Genomic DNA, 16,702 nt, shown 5'->3' with positions numbered 1-16,702 from the left:
GATGGGATTGTGAGTGCCCTCGTTAGCTGGCCTGTTATCCTGTGTCTCGTAGCGGGCTTCGGTGGACTGTATCTCATTCGGTATCTCATCGGGTATAGAGGCAAGCCCGGTGCATTATGGCTTGCCGGTGCATTATTTGCACAGACGCTTTTTGTCTTCGCGTACGCCATTGGACTCACGGTTTTCAACCAAGAGATTCGATGGGCAATAGAGATATTTGGACTGGTTGCGTTCCATTGGCTCGGTGTGCCGTTTCTGGGGTTTGCCTTAGAGTACACTGGTCGGCGGAGTATCCGTCGGTCGTGGTACTTCCGGATTCTCTTTGTCTTTCCACTTAGTGTGACCCTTCTCTTGCCTCTTAATTTCTGGCACGAGTTGTTCTGGAATAATTTCTCGGTTGTATCTGTCTTTGGGACCGCTGTTGCAACTTACGAGTTTAACGTTCTATTTTATATTACACTGGTCGGGGCGCTTGGCTGGTCTATGGCCGGTGTCTTGTTGCTCGTCGATACTGTCTGGGACTACGGCTCCCTGTTCCGGTCGGAGGCATTGGCGGTTGCACTCAGTCCCGCATTACCCGTTGTTGGATTACTTGTGTGGCTGTTTCAGCTCACTCCGGAAACACCACTTAACTGGGCGGCACCGTTGCTCATCGCACATGTCATGTTTGACCTCTATGCGTTTGTTGGCAGTGACATGTTCGAAGTTTCGCCAGCGACAAACCGGGCTGCCAAGCAGTCTGCAATATCTGACTTCCGTGCGCCTGTTATTGTTATCGAAGAGGAAGGGCGAATCGTCGAGCTAAACGCTGCTGCTGAAACACAACTTGAACTTGACCGGACAGCGACACTCATGCAGCCACTGTCACTAATTTTTGAACGCATTAGTGCCGACGAGACCGACGGAACAAAAATGGTTGAACAGTCTCTGGGGAATAATACGGACTGGCACATCACTGTTCAAAAAGGACAAAACACTGCCGAATATGTCGTCCAGTCTTCTCCTCTCACCGCTGGCGTTGGTGAGCGGGTCGGCTATACACTCCTCTTTCAGGACATTACTGAGGAGATTCGACGGGAGGAACGACTTTCAGTCTTGAACCGTATTCTCCGTCACAATCTCCGGAATGACCTGTCGGTTGTCGCTGGCTACGTCTCGGCCGCTGACGAACGCACCGATGATGAAACGGTTGCGGGAATGCTCGATAAAGCGTCGATGACTGTCAACGACCTCATCGAAACGGGTGAGATGGCTCGCGAGTTTGAAAAAGTGATTGCGGAGCCCGAAGATTACTCCCGGTCCGTGAGTCTTGGGAAGATGTTCAACGAACTGGAAGAAAAGCTCGTCGATGAGTATCCAAACGCGGAGGTATCTACTGATCAGACTGGCAGTACAGTCCAGACGAATCCAGACATTCTTCGGTCGGTTCTCTGGCAGTTACTTGATAACGCAGCATACCACGACGACAGCGAATCCACAGCCATTGCTCTGTCCGTGACCGAACGTGACTCCCAGTTTCTTATCGAGGTGGTCGATGACGGACCGGGCATTCCTAACCACGAAGTTCAGTCACTTCGGGAAGGACAAGAAACAAGTCTCGACCACGGTAGTGGATTCGGACTCTGGCTGGTCAAATGGGGAACGACACGGATCGGCGGCTCTGTCAATTTCGAAATAGGCGAAAGTGGCACAACGGTGTCAATCACACTCCCGAAAGAAGCAAGTCCTCCCGTCGTTCAGGCAAGTTCTGCGAGTGCGTAGACCGTGTTGTGGCCAGTAATCCGGCAGGTAACGAAGTCACCACGTTCAACACCGTCGGATTCTGCACCGGGAATCGCGACTTTCCGGTGGCACTGGTCGTAGCCGACCATCGAATCGTCGGTTCCGTTCTCGACGATAAGAATCTCGCGTTCAGTTCCGACCATCGATTCGTACACTGCACCAACAACGGACATCTTTCGGTCCGTCATCTCGGACGAGCGGTCCTTTTTTATCTGGCCGCCATGGCCTTTCATCTCTGCCGCATCTGTTCCGGGGCGCTTAGAGAACCGTGTAATATTGATTTTTTCGGGCCGTGTCTCTTCGAGTAACTCGAGAGTCTGTTGGTAGTCGTCTTCGGTTTCGGATGGGAATCCAACAATGAAATCGGTCGCCAGTGTCCACTCATCAAGATGGTCATCGAACGTGTCGACTACCTCGACGAACTCCTCGACGTTGTGTTGGCGACGCATGTCGCCGAGCACGTCGTTGCTTCCTGATTGGACAGGAGCATGGAGGAAATTGTAGACTTTCTCTTGCTCGGCGAACACCGCTGCAAGCTCTTCTCGGATTCCGTGGACACCTTTCGGGTTCGCCATTCCGACACGAACACGAAACGTCCCATCAATCTCTTCACAGATTCGTTCGAGCAACACGTGCAGCTTTCGTTCACCGTCGTCCCAGCCATACACGCCAGTATCCTGCCCTGTGATGCGAATTTCTCGGGCACCCGCATGCACCAATGCCCGTGCCTTTTTCAGGTTTTCCTCGACAGGTGGTGAGTCGATTTTCCCCGTCGCGCGTTTCGTGATACAGTACGAACAGTCGCTCATACAGCCACGGGCAATCGGGAGGATGCCGATAACACCATCAAGTATCGGATCTGCATCTGGCGTCGTTGTCGGACACTCGCCGTTTCTGACGTGCTCGGGGACGTCATCCCAGTGGAGCACCTCGGCGTCGATACCTGCCTGTTCGAACTCCTCGCCTTGTGCGAGTGCCATACAGCCTGTGATAACGAGATCACCTGGCGTCTCCTCGTCAAGCTCCTTGGCCCGTGTGAGCATGTTTCGTTCGGTTTTTTCGATGACAGTACAGGTGTTAAGGATTGCAACGTCAGCGTTCTCGGGACCGTCGACCGGGTGGTGTCCCCCGTCGCGTAACTGCCGCTCTATCTGGCGGCTTTCCCCGCGATTCGATGTACACCCATATGTCTCGATGTGATACCGGGCCATCTACCAGTTTATCAGAGAACCATCGACTAAAACCCGACGCTTCGACCCAGTGCACTCTATTCGTTCTGACGGTTAAACAGTGATTTGAGTGTTCAAGAGTGGTTTATCAGTGCTACCCGTTGGTTAGAATATGCCTGAACTATCACGACGCAAGGCTCTCGGTTCATTGACAACTGCAGGCTTCGCTGGCCTGGCTGGGTGTCTTGCCGTACTGTCGGAAAACGACAGTACTGAATCTGATGAGGAGACTGACGGCTCCGATAGCGACGATTCTGGCACCGACGGTTCCGGCACCGACGATTCTGCGGAGCTTTCGGTTACAGACGTCTCAGCAACGACTATCGAGGCAAATTGCTTGAATCCAAATAGAAACCCAATAACAGTTGCAGTGTCGGACAACGTCGTTTCGGTGACCGGCGTGAAAAAAGCGCCCACACCATGTCACAAAGTAGCTGTTGACACATCGGTATCGGATACAGAACTGTCGATTACTGTCACTGCCCAACCGGATAATAGTGATGCCGAGTGTATCCAGTGTACTGGTGCGATTGAATACGAGTCTACGGTCAAGCTGTCGAGCGATGCTGTTGAAACTATCACAGCCTCACACGCTGATGGAGGCCCAACGACGTCGGTTGATGCTGATGAAGCCCCAGACGTCTTGCCTGACCAACCCAATACAGGAGGCAACGCTACTAATGGGGGTAAAACACAAGACCAAACCAGTCACTCTTCAGACGGCGCTGAGCCACGGCTACAAGAGATAAAAACGGTTGAAACCGGCTGTGCGACTGGCGATGAAACTGTCGATACAATGCACAACGAGACAACGCTCCGGGTCAACGGAGCTATCAACGCTGCCGACCCGTGTCATACAGCCACTGTTTCAGAGCTGACTACTGAAGACCGGGACCTTGAGATTGTCGTGGCGACAAAATCAGAAGATGGCGTCTGTCAACAATGTACCGGTACAATTCAGTACGAAGCGACAGTCAACCTTGGCGACTTTGACCCCGAGAAAGTGGTGGTTACACACGCTGATGGCGAGCGCTTCACAGCGGACCTGGCCTGAGACACACGAGGAGAGTCAGTCCCGATGCTTCTCTCGGTACCCTTCGACAATTGCTACCCCGCTTGATGCGCCGATACGCGTTGCTCCTGCGTTGAACAGTTCCTTGGCAAACGACCAAGAGCCAACGCCGCCGCTTGCTTTAACTGGTTTGTGTCGGCTCATTAGCTCGACATCGTGAACCGTTGCGCCGCCTTCGCTGAAACCTGTCGCTGTCTTCAGGTAGTCCACATCTGCCTCAGCTGCCACACGAGAAGCATTTTTGAGTTCCTCGTCGGTGAGTAGCGGAGCTTCGAGAATTACTTTGACGGGAACAGGCACTGCAGCTACTACTTCTCCAAGCTCAGATTTGAGTGTGTCAAAGTGACCGGACTTGATGTATCCGATATTGGCAACCACGTCGATTTCAGCTGCTCCGGCGGCCCATGCGTGACTTGCCTCTTGACATTTTGTTTCGGTCAGGTGCTGACCGTGTGGAAACCCGACAACTGTTGTCAGATCGACCGATGGTTCGTATTCGTTGGCTTGTTCCAGATAACATGGCGGAATACAGGCCCGCATCTCGTACTGAGACGCTTCTTCGAGGACCGTTTTGACATCGGTCCAGGTTGTCTCCGGACCGAGGACTGTGTGCTCAATTTTATCTGCAATCGCTTCCATACCGGTTGCAAACTCGCCAGGGTTAAAGTTCCCTTCGAGATTCGGAACAGTTTTGACCCGACGGCAGAGATGAATTTGATATGACAGCACCGTTTGCAGACTTCGCTTTACCTTCACTTGTTCAATCGGCAGCTCTGCTCGTTAGTAGCGGGTTTATTGTTGCTTTCCTCTTTGCTATTAGACCACCGATTAATCAACGATTAGTACTCTCGTTTTTACCGTGGATGATTGCTGGTAGCGTTCTTCACGTTTTTTATCAGATTGGGGAAATATTTCAGGTTCGGATATATCCGCCTGATGTCGCACCGCTGTTTGGAGCACCTGCGGTCTACCTGACAACATTTGTTGGGATGGGTATCGTTTGGATTATGTCGACCATAATTGTCCCGAGTAGCCAACTTCGGAAGCGAGTCCCACAGTATCTCAGTGCGACTGGTCTTGGTGTCGCTATACCACTCGTGGCTCTCGTCTTCTGGCAGGGTCTAGACCCGGCGGTTTCACCAATGGAGCCGCTTTGGCCGATGTTAGGCCTTCTTCTCTCTCTTGTCTTTACAGCCGTCGTCTACTTTGGCATCGGTGCCTGGCGAACCTATATCCTCGCACGAGCCAAGTACGTTGGCGGACTCGTTATCTTTGCACATATGTTTGACGCCGTTACGACAGCGATTGGAGTGGACGTGCTTGATGCTGGCGAACGGTCGGCAATCCCAAGAGCTATTCTTGACTTCTCCAGTGGCCTTCCGACAGCAGACTTACTCGGAAGTGGGTGGCTGTTTGTTATCTTCAAGACGTTTCTGGCTTCGGCCATCGTTATCTACTTTTCGAGAGGTATCAAGGACAACGAGACATCAACTAACTTGCTGTTTGCATTCGTGGCGGCGCTTGGGTTCGGTCCAGCCACTCACAATTTCTTTTTGTTTATTCTCTCACCGTGAGTGAGGACATCATCACATCAGGTGTACTGAAGGAATCTTCCAAGAACTGAGGTTATTTGTGGGTCATGTGCTTGCAGTAACGACCGAAACAGGGTGCCGTCTCGAACGAAGTCAATCGCTACCAACGGTTTTTGAGCTCCCTGAACCGTTTTTCGTGTCTGTTTAAACCCTCGTACATTGTCTGTCTCAATCTGTGCATCTTGTCCTGTGTCAAAATGTAACCTATCCGGGTATACACTGACAACGCCCTGTTCAAACGAGCTTTTGGGGTCCGAATCGCCAACCCGGGCCGGATGTTTGACCCGGATCGTAGTGCCGTCCAGTATCTCTTTTATTAGACGGAGTGCAAATTTTTCTGCCACAGCCTCCTGATTTGCAATGAGTGCAACTGACAACGTACTGTCGCTTGAAAACGCAATTGTGACAGGTACTTTTTCTGATGGCACCGGTCCAAGAATATCCGGTACGTGCCCAACACGTATGTCAGCCACGGCAGATAACGGGAACGTAGTCTCTCCGTCCGAGCTAGAAAGTATTATTTTCTGCTCAGTCACCGAAACACTGCCTTCGGTTCCATTTTCTTGTGGCCCCGTTTCTGTATCTACATAGGTAGGCAGGCCACTGATTGGGTTTGCGGCCATAAGCTGTTCTACTTCTGTTTAACAGATACGAAAAAATGAGACGTATGCCTTATCTGTTAGGGCTTATGCGAGGTGTCGTTACCCCGGACAAGACGGTTTTTTAGTATCCGACCAGAAAGCTACTGATATGGGAAAACAGCCACATCTGCTCGTTGAAGATGGAGACCTGACCGATATCGCACTTGTCCCCGGTGACCCCGGGCGTGTCGACCGCATCGCAAGCCACTGCTCAGATGTTGAGACTATTGCTGAGAACCGAGAGTACAAAGTTGTCAACGCCTCTTACGATGGACGGCCACTGACAATTTGCTCGACAGGTATCGGTGCACCCTCGGCTGCTATTGCAATAGAAGAGCTTGACCAGGTTGGCGTCGAGACTGTCATCCGTGTCGGGACCTGTGGCGCACTGCAGCATGGAATCGAAATTGGTGATATGATTGTCGCCTCTGGTGCAGCCAAAGATGAAGGGACAACAAAACGGTACGAACGCGCAACACTCCCTGCAGTCCCTCACCACGACGTACTCTCGGAGCTTGTTTCGGTCTCCAAGACACGTGACGAAACTGTCCACGTCGGTCCAGTCGCGACTGACGATGCCTTCTATGCCGAGACCGAAGAGTATGTCAAAAGCTGGGAAGAGGCTGGAATGCTCGCCGTCGAGATGGAAGCGGCTGCACTGTTCACGCTTGCTCGTCGGAAAGACATGCGAGCTGGTGCTATCTGTACCGTCGACGGCAACCTTGTCGAAGGCACACAGAAAGGAGAAACTGAAGACGAGGAACTCCCACCAAAAGCAAAGAACAATGTCGAACGTGCAATCGAACTCTCGCTTGAAGCCACAAGCAATCTCTGAACAGGATACCCAACAGCTAGCTGTCGGGTGCTAGGTCCTAATAGAACGGATACAATCCAGACTAACTGCTCGTCTATAGCTTTTGGGCGATAGCAGGTGCGGCGCTTACTGCACTGACAGTCCGTTCAATTGTGTCCGTTGCATATATTGCTTCGACACCTGCTTGGAAGAGTTGTAGCTGGGCTGTCCCGGCAAGAAGTGGGTGTACACAGGTAACAGTGACCCGGTTCGCCCCTCGTTTATTGAGAACAGCAACAGATTCGCTCATTGTGGCCCCAGTAGCCACGATATCGTCGACAAGAACAACATCCCGTCCCGAAACGGCAGCGTCGCTTGGTTCGATATCTACGTCAGTGCCGGAGTGCCGTGTCTTCTCAAAGTGGTCAGCCTCGCCACTGCCGTAGGCATCACGCACAGTTTGTGCTAGGTCGACTGCACCGTGGTCTGGCGCAAGAAACAGCGGGTCAGTGAGCGAGTCAAGCGGTGTCGCAAGATGTGAGGCGGCATCTACCGGCGTAGCTGGCACGTCGAAAAAGTCACACACCGCTCGCTCATGAGGGTTAACGGTAAGCACCCTGTCTGTCCCAGTCGAGAGTGCTCGTGCCATCGCCCGCGCTGAGACTGGGTCTCCTGTTTGGAATGATTTGTCCTGTCTTGCGTATCCCATGTAGGGGATAACGGTTGTCACTTCTGTTGCACCCGCCTCCCGAGCGGCGTCCTGAAGCTGGAGGAGTTCGACGTGGCTGCTGTCTGAGAGCGTCGAAGCAACGACGATTGCGTGGTCCACAGTGTCTTCAATCTGGACTTTCTGTTCGCCATCTGGAAACCGCTCAAACGCCACCGATGCGAGTTCGTGCTCTGTCTCGCTTGCCAGTGACGCGGCGAGCGTTTGGCTGGCTGATCCAGTAATAATCATGTGTGAGGACTCGCTGTCCGCATTGAATGCCTTTTCGATTGTAACTCTCCACAGACAGCTAGTTGTTGAAAACGGCGCTTCGGGTCCAGCTGGTCTGTCTGTCATCTCTCGTTGCCTGCTTTTAGGCCAGTGTACTCAGTGCCCGGATACCGCGAGCGCCAATCCGCTGTGAGTGCCACCCTTCGTGACCATCGCTCGTCATATCGGCACTCGCAGCGACGAGCAATTCACCAGCCTCTGTGACCGCATAAAGACTCTCTCCCCGAGCAATGTCGACGATATGTTCGGTGTTCGGTGTGTCGAGTTCCGTCCACATTTGCCCGTCACGCCGGAGTATCTCGCTGCTTTCGGTTAGTACCCAGCTTCTGTTACCGTCGGTGAGAACCGTTCTAACTGGACAGCTTCGCACTTGCTTCCAGTCATCAACATACTCGTACAGACCATTCGTTGTTCCCGCCAAAAGTTGGCAGCCCTCTTCTGGACCACGAGCGACAGTAGTTACGTCAGAGAGGTCGCCAACCTGCTTGGCTTCCAAACCGACACGAAAGACACCATCGTCGGCAGCCAGCAGGGACCCATCGAACTCACTGGGTCCTGCTACAGCTCCGCTTTGCTCCCAGTCGGTCTTTTCCAGTGACTCACCCAACGAAACATCTTCAAGCCGGCTGACTCGACCGTCTGCTCTCGCAGCATAGACCGTGTCGTCGTCGAAACCGACTGCCGCCTTGGAGCCGAATCCAAGCGCTGTGAATGAGTCTGCTTCGACAGTCCCTGCGAAGATATCCTCTTCAGACCCAACGACAACACCTCCGTCATCTGTTGCGATATCGGTCGCAGTACAGCGCTTGATGAGTCCATATTCCCCGACCCGGGCACGCGACACCGCAACGCGGACAACACCAATCTCACTTGCAACGTAGATGATTGTCTCTCCGTACCGCTCTTCGAACAGCGACCGCTCGTCTGTGGCATTGTCGCCGTCTGTCTCATCTTCAGTATCCGGTCCTGCCATCACAGTGCCTCCTTGTATGCGTCTAGAGCTTTCTCGATATCTTCCTCCGTATGTGCATTGCAGATAAACTGTGATTCGAACTGGTTCGCCGTGAGGAAGATTCCCTGTTCTTTCATTGCTGGCCAGAACAGCCGCTCCCATCGCTCGGTCTCGGTCTGCTTGACATCACTCCCATTTTTCGGACAGTACTCGTATCTGGGACAGTCCGGACGCTGTTTACAGCCAGCCTCACAGTGGCCCGTCTGATCATCTGGCCCCTCGCGCGTGAACAACACCTTGAACATACTGTCTGTGCCTGCCACAGTGTATTCGGGTGCCTGGTCGGCCACGATATCTGTGAGGCCTGCCCTGAGCTGTTCGCCCAGCGTGTTCACGTGGTCGTACACGTCGTGCTCGGCCGCGTAGCGCAGCGTTTCGAGTCCCGCTGCCATCGTTACTGGGTGGCCCGAGAAGGTTCCGGACTGGAATACATCGCCGGCTGGAGTGAACTGTTCGATAATCTCAGCTTTGCCACCGATAGCGCCGACGGGGAAGCCACCACCCACAATTTTCCCAAAGGTCGTTATATCAGGGTCAATATCGAATTTTCCCTGTGCACATTTGAGGCCGCCGACACGAAAGCCTGTAATAACCTCGTCAAAGATGAGCAATGCACCGTGTTCTTCAGTCACGTCTCGGAGTGTCTCGTGGAACCCTTCAACCGGGTGGACGATACCGTAGTTCCCTAGGATTGGCTCGGTGAGGACAGCCGCGATATCGTCGCCATGCTCTTCGAAGACGCTGTGAACAGCCGCTTTGTCGTTGAACGGGACTGTGAGGGTGTGCTCGGCAAACGACGAGGGAATACCCGGGCTAGAGGGGCTGGTGTCGTCTCCTTTCCCCTCAACAAGTGTCGACTCCTGTGCGCCGTGATACCCACATTGCATAACGACTATTTTCTCTCGTCCGGTGTACCCCCGTGCAAGCCTGACAGCCGAAACTGTTGCTTCAGTTCCACTGTTAACGAAGCGGGTCATCTCCACGCTTGGAACGTGACGGGAGACAAACTCTGCCAGTTCTACTTCGACTTCTGTTGGTGCGCCGTACATCGGCCCCTCGCTTGCCCGTTGCTGGATGGCAGATTGGACCTGCTTTGGGAGGTCGTGACCAAGCAACAGCGGCCCGTACCCCATGACGAAATCAAGATATTTGTTCCCGTCGGCGTCGACGACGTGCCCGCCGTCACCGCTGTCAACAAAAAACGGGTAGGGACGGGTGGCTCGGACCGAAGAGTTGACGCCGCCAGGCATAACTGACAGCGCTCTGTCGTACAGCGACCGTGACTGCTCGTGGTTCATACTCGTTCCTTTGCAGTGGGACAGAAAGAATGTACTGCCTCACGCCGTTCGGGTAACTCATCACCACTTGCCTCGCTATCTTTGTGTAGCAACGGACGAAACGAACGGATGGACGCGTTCGCAGCACTCAACGACGGGGTGCTTGTCGTTACGAGTCTTCAGGAAGCACCGACTGCCTGTGAACAGCTGGTCGGATACAGCGTGGACTGTCTCGCTGTGTACTGCTTGACAGATGGTGGCGGCTCATGGACAGAACTAGAAGGATTAACAGAACTTCCATCAACCGATAGTGCGCGTTCCCGGCACCGGGTCGACATCGAGTGGCCGAAAAAATACGAGTCGATGACTGGTTGTGGAATCGCTGTCCTGGAGTCATAAGCTATCTTCTCCCGTAAGTGAACAACCTCTTTGTTCCACCAGTCCAAGCGTCCGGGCATGGACCCACGTGTCAGAGAACACGCCCAGACGTTAGTCGAGTGGAGTGCACGAATCGAACCCGGTGACGACGTGGTTGTCAGCGTCGGCGAAGGAGCACATGCTCTCGGCGTGGCAGTCGCCGAGAAACTGGGAGATGTTGGTGCAAATTATCACGCTGTATACAGCTCTTCGGAGATGAACCGTGCCTACCTTCGTGCTCACGATGGGGAATTTGACGAGAGTCCAGCGTTCAAGCACTCACTGTACAAACAGGCCGACAGCGTCCTCTCGCTCCGCGGGACACGAAACACGAGCGCTGCCGCTGATGTCTCTGAGGACACACAGCAAGCCTACGGAAAGGCACGTGGGGAACTCAGGGAGGCTCGCATGGACACCGACTGGGTTTCGACAGTCCACCCAACGCGGGCACTCGCCCAGCAGGCGGGGATGAGCTATGAGACGTACTGTAATTTTGTCTATGACGCAATTCTCCGAGATTGGTCCACTCTTGCCGACGAGATGGCGAAATTGAAATCGATTCTTGACGACGGGCGTGAGGTTACCATCCGGAAAGAAAGCGATGGGACAGAACTCACCATGTCAATTGACAATCGCACTGCAGTCAATAGCGCCGCTAGCGTCGCCTATAATTCTCATAACCTTCCGAGTGGTGAGGTGTTCACAGCGCCATGTGCGACTGAGGGCGAGGTTACGTTCGACGTTCCGATGACTGTTCGTGGCACACAGCTTCGGGACGCGTGGCTGGCCTTCGAGGATGGTGAGGTCGTTGACTGGAAGGCTTCACAGGGCACAGACGTTCTTTCTAGTATTATCGAGACAGACGACGGAGCGAGTCGCCTTGGCGAACTCGGTATCGGGATGAATCACGGTATCGACCGCGTGACTGACCAGATTCTCTTCGACGAGAAAATGGGTGGGACAGTACATCTCGCATTGGGCCGTGCGTACGATGCGAACCTTCCAGATGGTGAGTCGGGTAACAACAGCGCGGTCCACGTTGACCTTATTACCGATATGCGTGAGGCAGGAACTGAGCTTACTGTCGACGGTGACCTAATACAGCGCAATGGTTTCTTCCGGTGGGAAGACAAGTTTTGACTCAGCCTTCGGCTGTCAGGTCTCACCGGGTGTCGTCCCCGGGTTGCCGCCGGTCGGGAGACGGCCACCCCGGTAGAGAAGGAACATTCCAAACACGATTGCTGCGACAAGTACCGCGAGTGCACGAAAGACAGCATCGTAGCTAATTCCTTGAGAGACTGCAGTGCCAATAGCACCTGCACCCCAGGCCTGAATGAGCATCATCGTTGCTGAAAAGAGTGCGTACGCGCTGCCTCGATGGTGGTCTGGAAGCGACGACAGCATATACGTATCCACTGCCGGAAACATCGAGTGAATCACGTACCCCATGACTACGCTTACAACAGCGATGGTAACAATACCCTCAACGAATGTCAACACGAGCACCAGCACCGAAAAACTAGAGATGATACTGATGATGAGTGGGACATTCGGGATACGGTCAGCAAGGCGGCCGGTAATGAAGAAAGCAGGGACGCCTGCCGCGAACATGAGCGAGAGAAGTAATCGGCCTGTCCCGGCATCGACTCCTTTCGATGTGTCGAGATAAGTTCCATAGAGGTTGAACAACCCGTTCCAAAGGAAACCGGTCACCCCAACGAACACGACACCAGTAATGATGAGTTTCCATTGGGCCTTTCCGGCAGACATGAGGCTACGGTCTTCAGTTCCTGCTGTGGGAAGCTCTGTTCGTCGAGTTGCGACGAGTAGGCCAACAGTCGCTACCGCAGCGACGACAGCAATCAGGTAGAACGTGGTCCGCCAGTTGTCCACTATCAGAATTGCACTGACAAAGAGTGGAGCGAGAACGGCCGCGACCTGACTCATCGTCCCGTGGACACCCAGTGCAGTTCCGACTTTTGTTGGAAACAGTTCGCTGACGAGCGGATTTGCCGCGATGAAGTACATCCCACTGGAGAGTCCCATCAGGAACGCACCGACCGTGAGATGAGTCACCGATTGAGACAGCGCTGTAAAGAAGGAGGTCCCAACAAGCAGACCCCCGGTCGTCGCGATAATGTAATGACGAGGAAGCCAGGTAAGCAGATACCCAGTCGGGAGCCGTGGTGACGCACTGCCGAGCCAGGCGGCGGTAGCGACAATACCAAGCTCAGTTGCTGACACGTTGTTGAAATCTGCAGCGGCTGGCTGCACAAGCGGTGCAAAAATAAGGCGTGCAAGATTGACCAAAAACACCATCGAACAGAGCGACCCAAACAGTTCGCGTCGTGACACTACATCGTGGTTTGTGCGTACCCTCAAGAAGTAATCGAACTTTCACCCAGCCTGACAACCATCTAAACGTTCTGAGCTATCGTTGCTTACTGCATGGGCCTTACTCTTCTTCTTTGCTCGTTGTGACAGTTACGGGGCCGTCAAAATTCAAGATAATCGCTTGGGCCGTGTCGCCAAAGACAGCTTTCCCGGTTGGCGATCGCTGTTTCCCGTGGACGAAGATATGGTCAATCTCTTCTTGCTCAGCCGTATCGAGTATCAGTTCCTGAGGGTTGCCGATGCGACCGAGTGCTGAGTACTCAATGCCGTCATCGAGGACCTGAATGCCGACCTTTTCGGCAAACCGCTGGGCACCTGCCCTCGCGTTATCGACATTGTACTCAGTATCTAGACCCGCAACATTTTCCAGTGTGCTCCGACGTCCCTGAAACTCTTCTTCGGTTGTTACGTGTAAAAGAACCAGCTCCGCGTCCACTCCCGCAGCCAGCTTTCCGGCTTCAGCTACGAGGTCTTTTGTCGCTTCTTTGGCTTCGACAACAGCAAGTGCTCGATCCATACCGCTTTGTTTACAGGCATCTCTAAAAGTATCTACGAATATCACACAGACTAGAGAGCTGTTCACACGACGACGAAACGCTTTGGCCTATCGAGTCCAACTACCATCTATGCGAGACGAGGAAGAAATACGGGAGCAATACGAGTTCCTTACAGAGGAACTAGAATCGGAAGATATGAACCACGAAGGTGTCAAACAGATGTTTACTTACTACAAACGTGCGCTTGGATGGGTGCTTGAAGAAGAGCATATGTAAGCCGAAGCCAATACATTTATAACACTGTACCCAAATAGTATCAGTTGACGCTTCGTCTGGAGGGCCGAAGCGTCAGCGGGGACCAATTCAGGGCGGCAAGCGTCCGTGCGCTTTTTCACGCACGGACGCTTTCCATTTCCGTTTTTGAATGATACTGTAGATGCTTCGGTCGGCATAATTGAGACATGATAAAGAAACGTGTCTCAGAGAAGAGACACGGTTCCAGAAAACGTCGTACTAAACGGACGTTATGCCTGTCGCTGGTCTGTGCTGTCGAAGATATCTGTCGCTGAAAAGCCGTTACTTTTCGGCCATCGCAACGACATCGTCGAAGAACGATAGCGAGTCGTTGGGGCCGGGATTTGCTTCAGGGTGGTACTGTCTGGTTATGATATTGAGACTGTCATTATCTAGTCCCTCGGGCGTTTCGTCGTTAACATTCACCTGCGTGACGTTGAGCTTGTCACCAGGGTCAGCGACGGTATAACCATGGTTTTGCGTAGTCATGATGACTTGGTCGCTACGGAGGTCACGGACAGGCTGGTTTACTCCACGATGGCCGAACTCCATTTTCTCTGTCCGACCACCGAGGGCGTTCGCGACGACCTGCTGTCCAAGACAGATACCGGCGAGTGGGACGTCTCCGACAAGCGCACTGACAACCTCACCAGCTTGTTCGAAGTTTTCTGGGTCGCCTGGACCGTTCGAGACAAATAGCACATCCGGCTCTGTTGACTCGACATCGCTCACCGACGCATCATACGGGAGCGAGTGGACAGTTGCGTCGCGCGCGACAAGTGAGTCGATAATCGACCCTTTTGCACCACAGTCAAGCAGTGCAACACGTGTTCCGTCTCCGTCCGGATTGTGGATGGTTGGTTCGTCGACAGAGACCTGTGCACCGATATCGGTATGACTCGACATATGACTACACTCGTCGAGCTCTGCAAGTGCGTCCGCTTCTGTGGCGTCCGGTCCGGCGGCAATACCGGCTTTCATCGCCCCCTCATCACGGATTTCCGTGACGATATCACGGGTGTCAAGATGGTCGACAGCGGGGACATCTTGACTCTGGAGCCACTGGGCAACGTCTTCAGTCATCTCACGAGCAAGTACACCACGTGGATGAACGCGATCGGACTCAAACCGTTCTTTGCGAACGCCGTAGTTTCCGATGAGAGGATACGAAAAGGTCAATAGCTGTTCCTCATAACTCGGATCGGTCAGACTTTCCTCGTATCCTGTGTATGCTGTTGTAAACACTAACTCGCCACGTGTGGTCCCCTGAGACCGCGCCCGTGCTTCGATTATACGGTCGCCTTCAACGGCGATGTATGCATCGTTCATTACGAGATGCGTACGAAACACCCGCTCATAAGCGTTGCTTTCGAAGTTGAGTTACGAAATTCGTAGCGTTCAAGTAGTGTCAGCAGATACATTCGTATCCCGATGGACGAACTGGACCGCGAAATACTTGAGATTCTCCGCCGAGATGCGCGGACACCCTACACCGAAATTGCCAAAGAGGTCGGGACATCGGAAGGGACCATCCGAAACCGAGTAGAGGGGATGGTCGAATCTGGTGTCATTGAGCGCTTTACCGTCGCAACACGGACTGGCAATGTGAAAGCGATGGTAGAGATTACCGTCGATGTCAACGTCCACACTGGCGGTCTAACTGAACAGATGGCCGAGTGGGAGCAGGTCGACTTTGTCTGGCAAGTTTCTGGTGACGAAGATATTGTGCTTGTCGTCGATACGACTGACACACGCAGCCTCAACGAGCTAATTGCTCGCGCCCGTGAGATGGATGATGTTGTGAGCACGACGACGAGACTGATTCTGGATGAGTGGCTTGGGTGAACACGCCACCGGCAAACAGATTTGCTACATCTCGTGGCTTGCACCGTCGATAACCTCGTAGGCAATGTTACTATCTCGGAGCTTATCAGTATGGACCGAGAGCTGGTTAGCAACGACGACGAGAAATACATCGAGCCCTTTGACTGCAGCCTCACGGACAGCTTCGGCAGTTCCGAACTGGATATCTGGTGAGAGGTCGACATCTCTGACCGTTGCTACGGCTTCGGGGCCAGCAGTTGCCAGACGGTCGTGGTCAGCCGCTTGCTCGGAAACGACGGCGTTATCAACTTCTTGGCTTCCGCCATCCTGTACCAACGGGACTGACATGACTGTGACTGCCCCGAGTTCGTGGTCTACGACACCTTCAAAATCGGTGACGCCGACATCCTGCCCAGCCTTGGCACTGGTGACGGCAACCCCAGTCGCATCACCTGCACTCCCTGGCGTTGCGTAGGAGTAGCCGTCGCGCATCGTCAAGGAAACGCGGTCACCCTCCGCGATATCGCCACTCGCCAGTGCACTCCCAATATCTGCTGGCCCGATGACCTCCTCGGAGACGTGTGTGGCGAACGCTTCAAGCGCGTCGGTTTCGGAGATGAGCCAGTCAACCCCCTCTTTTGTCACCTTGTATCGACCGCGCCCGAGCTTGTTGACGGCGTCTTCCTCAACTAACTCCTGTAAGTAGTTGCTCACTGCCTGTGATGTCACGCCGATTGTATCGGCAATCTCCTGTTGACTGACTGCAGGCTGGCGTTCGGCTATCTCGACGAGAATCTGGTATTTGGTTGCGTCTCGCTTGCTACGGAGAACTCCAGAGCGTCGTTCGGGAGGGGTCTCGTCGTCCATTACCAGTATATTCA

The 16,702-nt window shown here is 53.6% G+C and carries 18 protein-coding genes; 8 read left to right on the top strand and 10 right to left on the bottom strand.

The genetic code is table 11. The features are described from left to right. Positions 1 to 9 precede the first annotated feature (9 nt). Complete coding sequence (locus N5098_RS08980; RefSeq protein WP_267637462.1) at positions 10 to 1,761, top strand: sensor histidine kinase; 1,752 nt, start codon at positions 10 to 12, stop codon at positions 1,759 to 1,761. On the opposite strand, the gene N5098_RS08975 is transcribed toward N5098_RS08980, so the two are convergent. Continuing rightward, a complete protein-coding gene (locus tag N5098_RS08975) occupies positions 1,737 to 2,993 on the bottom strand; it encodes a tRNA (N(6)-L-threonylcarbamoyladenosine(37)-C(2))-methylthiotransferase (RefSeq protein WP_267637461.1) in 1,257 nt (418 codons plus the stop codon). The genes N5098_RS08980 and N5098_RS08975 overlap by 25 nt on opposite strands. Positions 2,994 to 3,123: 130 nt before the next feature. Between N5098_RS08975 and N5098_RS08970 the strand changes: the two genes are divergently transcribed. Continuing rightward, positions 3,124 to 4,065 (top strand): hypothetical protein, encoded by a 942-nt coding sequence (locus N5098_RS08970; protein WP_267637460.1) that lies wholly within the window; start codon positions 3,124 to 3,126, stop codon positions 4,063 to 4,065. A 15-nt stretch (positions 4,066 to 4,080) separates the two neighbouring features. Here N5098_RS08970 and deoC read toward each other — a convergent pair whose 3' ends face one another. Further along, positions 4,081 to 4,722 (bottom strand): deoxyribose-phosphate aldolase, encoded by a 642-nt coding sequence (gene deoC, locus N5098_RS08965; protein WP_267637459.1) that lies wholly within the window; start codon positions 4,720 to 4,722, stop codon positions 4,081 to 4,083. A gap of 80 nt (positions 4,723 to 4,802) precedes the next feature. Between deoC and N5098_RS08960 the strand changes: the two genes are divergently transcribed. Then, positions 4,803 to 5,657: a DUF63 family protein gene (locus tag N5098_RS08960; RefSeq protein WP_267637458.1), complete on the top strand. Its 855-nt coding sequence runs from the start codon at positions 4,803 to 4,805 to the stop codon at positions 5,655 to 5,657. A gap of 17 nt (positions 5,658 to 5,674) precedes the next feature. On the opposite strand, the gene N5098_RS08955 is transcribed toward N5098_RS08960, so the two are convergent. Then, complete coding sequence (locus N5098_RS08955; protein WP_267637457.1) at positions 5,675 to 6,298, bottom strand: CheF family chemotaxis protein; 624 nt, start codon at positions 6,296 to 6,298, stop codon at positions 5,675 to 5,677. Positions 6,299 to 6,425: 127 nt separating this feature from the next. Between N5098_RS08955 and N5098_RS08950 the strand changes: the two genes are divergently transcribed. Further along, a complete protein-coding gene (locus N5098_RS08950) occupies positions 6,426 to 7,151 on the top strand; it encodes a nucleoside phosphorylase (RefSeq protein WP_267637455.1) in 726 nt (241 codons plus the stop codon). 73 nt (positions 7,152 to 7,224) lie between these two features. Here N5098_RS08950 and N5098_RS08945 read toward each other — a convergent pair whose 3' ends face one another. The 3 genes from N5098_RS08945 to hemL form a co-directional block, all read right to left on the bottom strand. After that, positions 7,225 to 8,067: a ribose-phosphate diphosphokinase gene (locus N5098_RS08945; protein WP_267637536.1), complete on the bottom strand. Its 843-nt coding sequence runs from the start codon at positions 8,065 to 8,067 to the stop codon at positions 7,225 to 7,227. A gap of 121 nt (positions 8,068 to 8,188) precedes the next feature. After that, a complete protein-coding gene (locus tag N5098_RS08940; protein WP_267637453.1) occupies positions 8,189 to 9,079 on the bottom strand; it encodes an HVO_0234 family beta-propeller protein in 891 nt (296 codons plus the stop codon). Further along, positions 9,079 to 10,416 (bottom strand): glutamate-1-semialdehyde 2,1-aminomutase, encoded by a 1,338-nt coding sequence (gene hemL / locus N5098_RS08935; protein WP_267637452.1) that lies wholly within the window; start codon positions 10,414 to 10,416, stop codon positions 9,079 to 9,081. Before hemL ends, N5098_RS08940 begins: the two co-directional genes overlap by 1 nt. A gap of 108 nt (positions 10,417 to 10,524) precedes the next feature. Between hemL and N5098_RS08930 the strand changes: the two genes are divergently transcribed. Both N5098_RS08930 and N5098_RS08925 read left to right on the top strand, forming a co-directional pair. Further along, on the top strand, positions 10,525 to 10,794 hold the full coding sequence (locus N5098_RS08930) for a hypothetical protein (RefSeq protein WP_267637451.1): 270 nt from the start codon (positions 10,525 to 10,527) through the stop codon (positions 10,792 to 10,794). A 57-nt stretch (positions 10,795 to 10,851) separates the two neighbouring features. Then, positions 10,852 to 11,952, top strand: coding sequence for an aminopeptidase (locus N5098_RS08925; RefSeq protein ID WP_267637449.1), 1,101 nt, complete (start codon positions 10,852 to 10,854; stop codon positions 11,950 to 11,952). A gap of 15 nt (positions 11,953 to 11,967) precedes the next feature. On the opposite strand, the gene N5098_RS08920 is transcribed toward N5098_RS08925, so the two are convergent. Further along, positions 11,968 to 13,167 carry an MFS transporter gene (locus N5098_RS08920; protein ID WP_267637448.1) on the bottom strand — a complete coding sequence of 400 codons (1,200 nt, stop codon included), beginning with the start codon at positions 13,165 to 13,167 and terminating at the stop codon, positions 11,968 to 11,970. Between the two features lie 100 nt (positions 13,168 to 13,267). Beyond that, positions 13,268 to 13,723: a universal stress protein gene (locus N5098_RS08915; RefSeq protein ID WP_267637447.1), complete on the bottom strand. Its 456-nt coding sequence runs from the start codon at positions 13,721 to 13,723 to the stop codon at positions 13,268 to 13,270. A 109-nt stretch (positions 13,724 to 13,832) separates the two neighbouring features. On the opposite strand from N5098_RS08915, the gene N5098_RS08910 reads away from it, so the two are divergent. After that, on the top strand, positions 13,833 to 13,979 hold the full coding sequence (locus N5098_RS08910; protein WP_267637445.1) for a DUF8555 family protein: 147 nt from the start codon (positions 13,833 to 13,835) through the stop codon (positions 13,977 to 13,979). Between the two features lie 300 nt (positions 13,980 to 14,279). Here the strand turns inward: N5098_RS08910 and carA are convergent, their stop codons facing one another. Then, entirely contained in the window at positions 14,280 to 15,326 is a 1,047-nt protein-coding gene (gene carA, locus N5098_RS08905) for a glutamine-hydrolyzing carbamoyl-phosphate synthase small subunit (RefSeq protein WP_267637444.1), read from the bottom strand. 102 nt (positions 15,327 to 15,428) lie between these two features. On the opposite strand from carA, the gene N5098_RS08900 reads away from it, so the two are divergent. Beyond that, positions 15,429 to 15,842 (top strand): Lrp/AsnC family transcriptional regulator, encoded by a 414-nt coding sequence (locus N5098_RS08900; RefSeq protein ID WP_267637442.1) that lies wholly within the window; start codon positions 15,429 to 15,431, stop codon positions 15,840 to 15,842. Positions 15,843 to 15,866: 24 nt separating this feature from the next. Here N5098_RS08900 and N5098_RS08895 read toward each other — a convergent pair whose 3' ends face one another. Then, on the bottom strand, positions 15,867 to 16,688 hold the full coding sequence (locus tag N5098_RS08895; RefSeq protein ID WP_267637441.1) for a DUF7839 domain-containing protein: 822 nt from the start codon (positions 16,686 to 16,688) through the stop codon (positions 15,867 to 15,869). Positions 16,689 to 16,702: the final 14 nt, after the last annotated feature.

This window comes from Halovenus rubra (genome assembly GCF_026586665.1).
Lineage (GTDB): Archaea > Halobacteriota > Halobacteria > Halobacteriales > Haloarculaceae > Halovenus > Halovenus rubra.
Note: the sequence above shows the minus strand (reverse complement) of the source record. Positions and strands in the feature narration are given on the sequence as shown.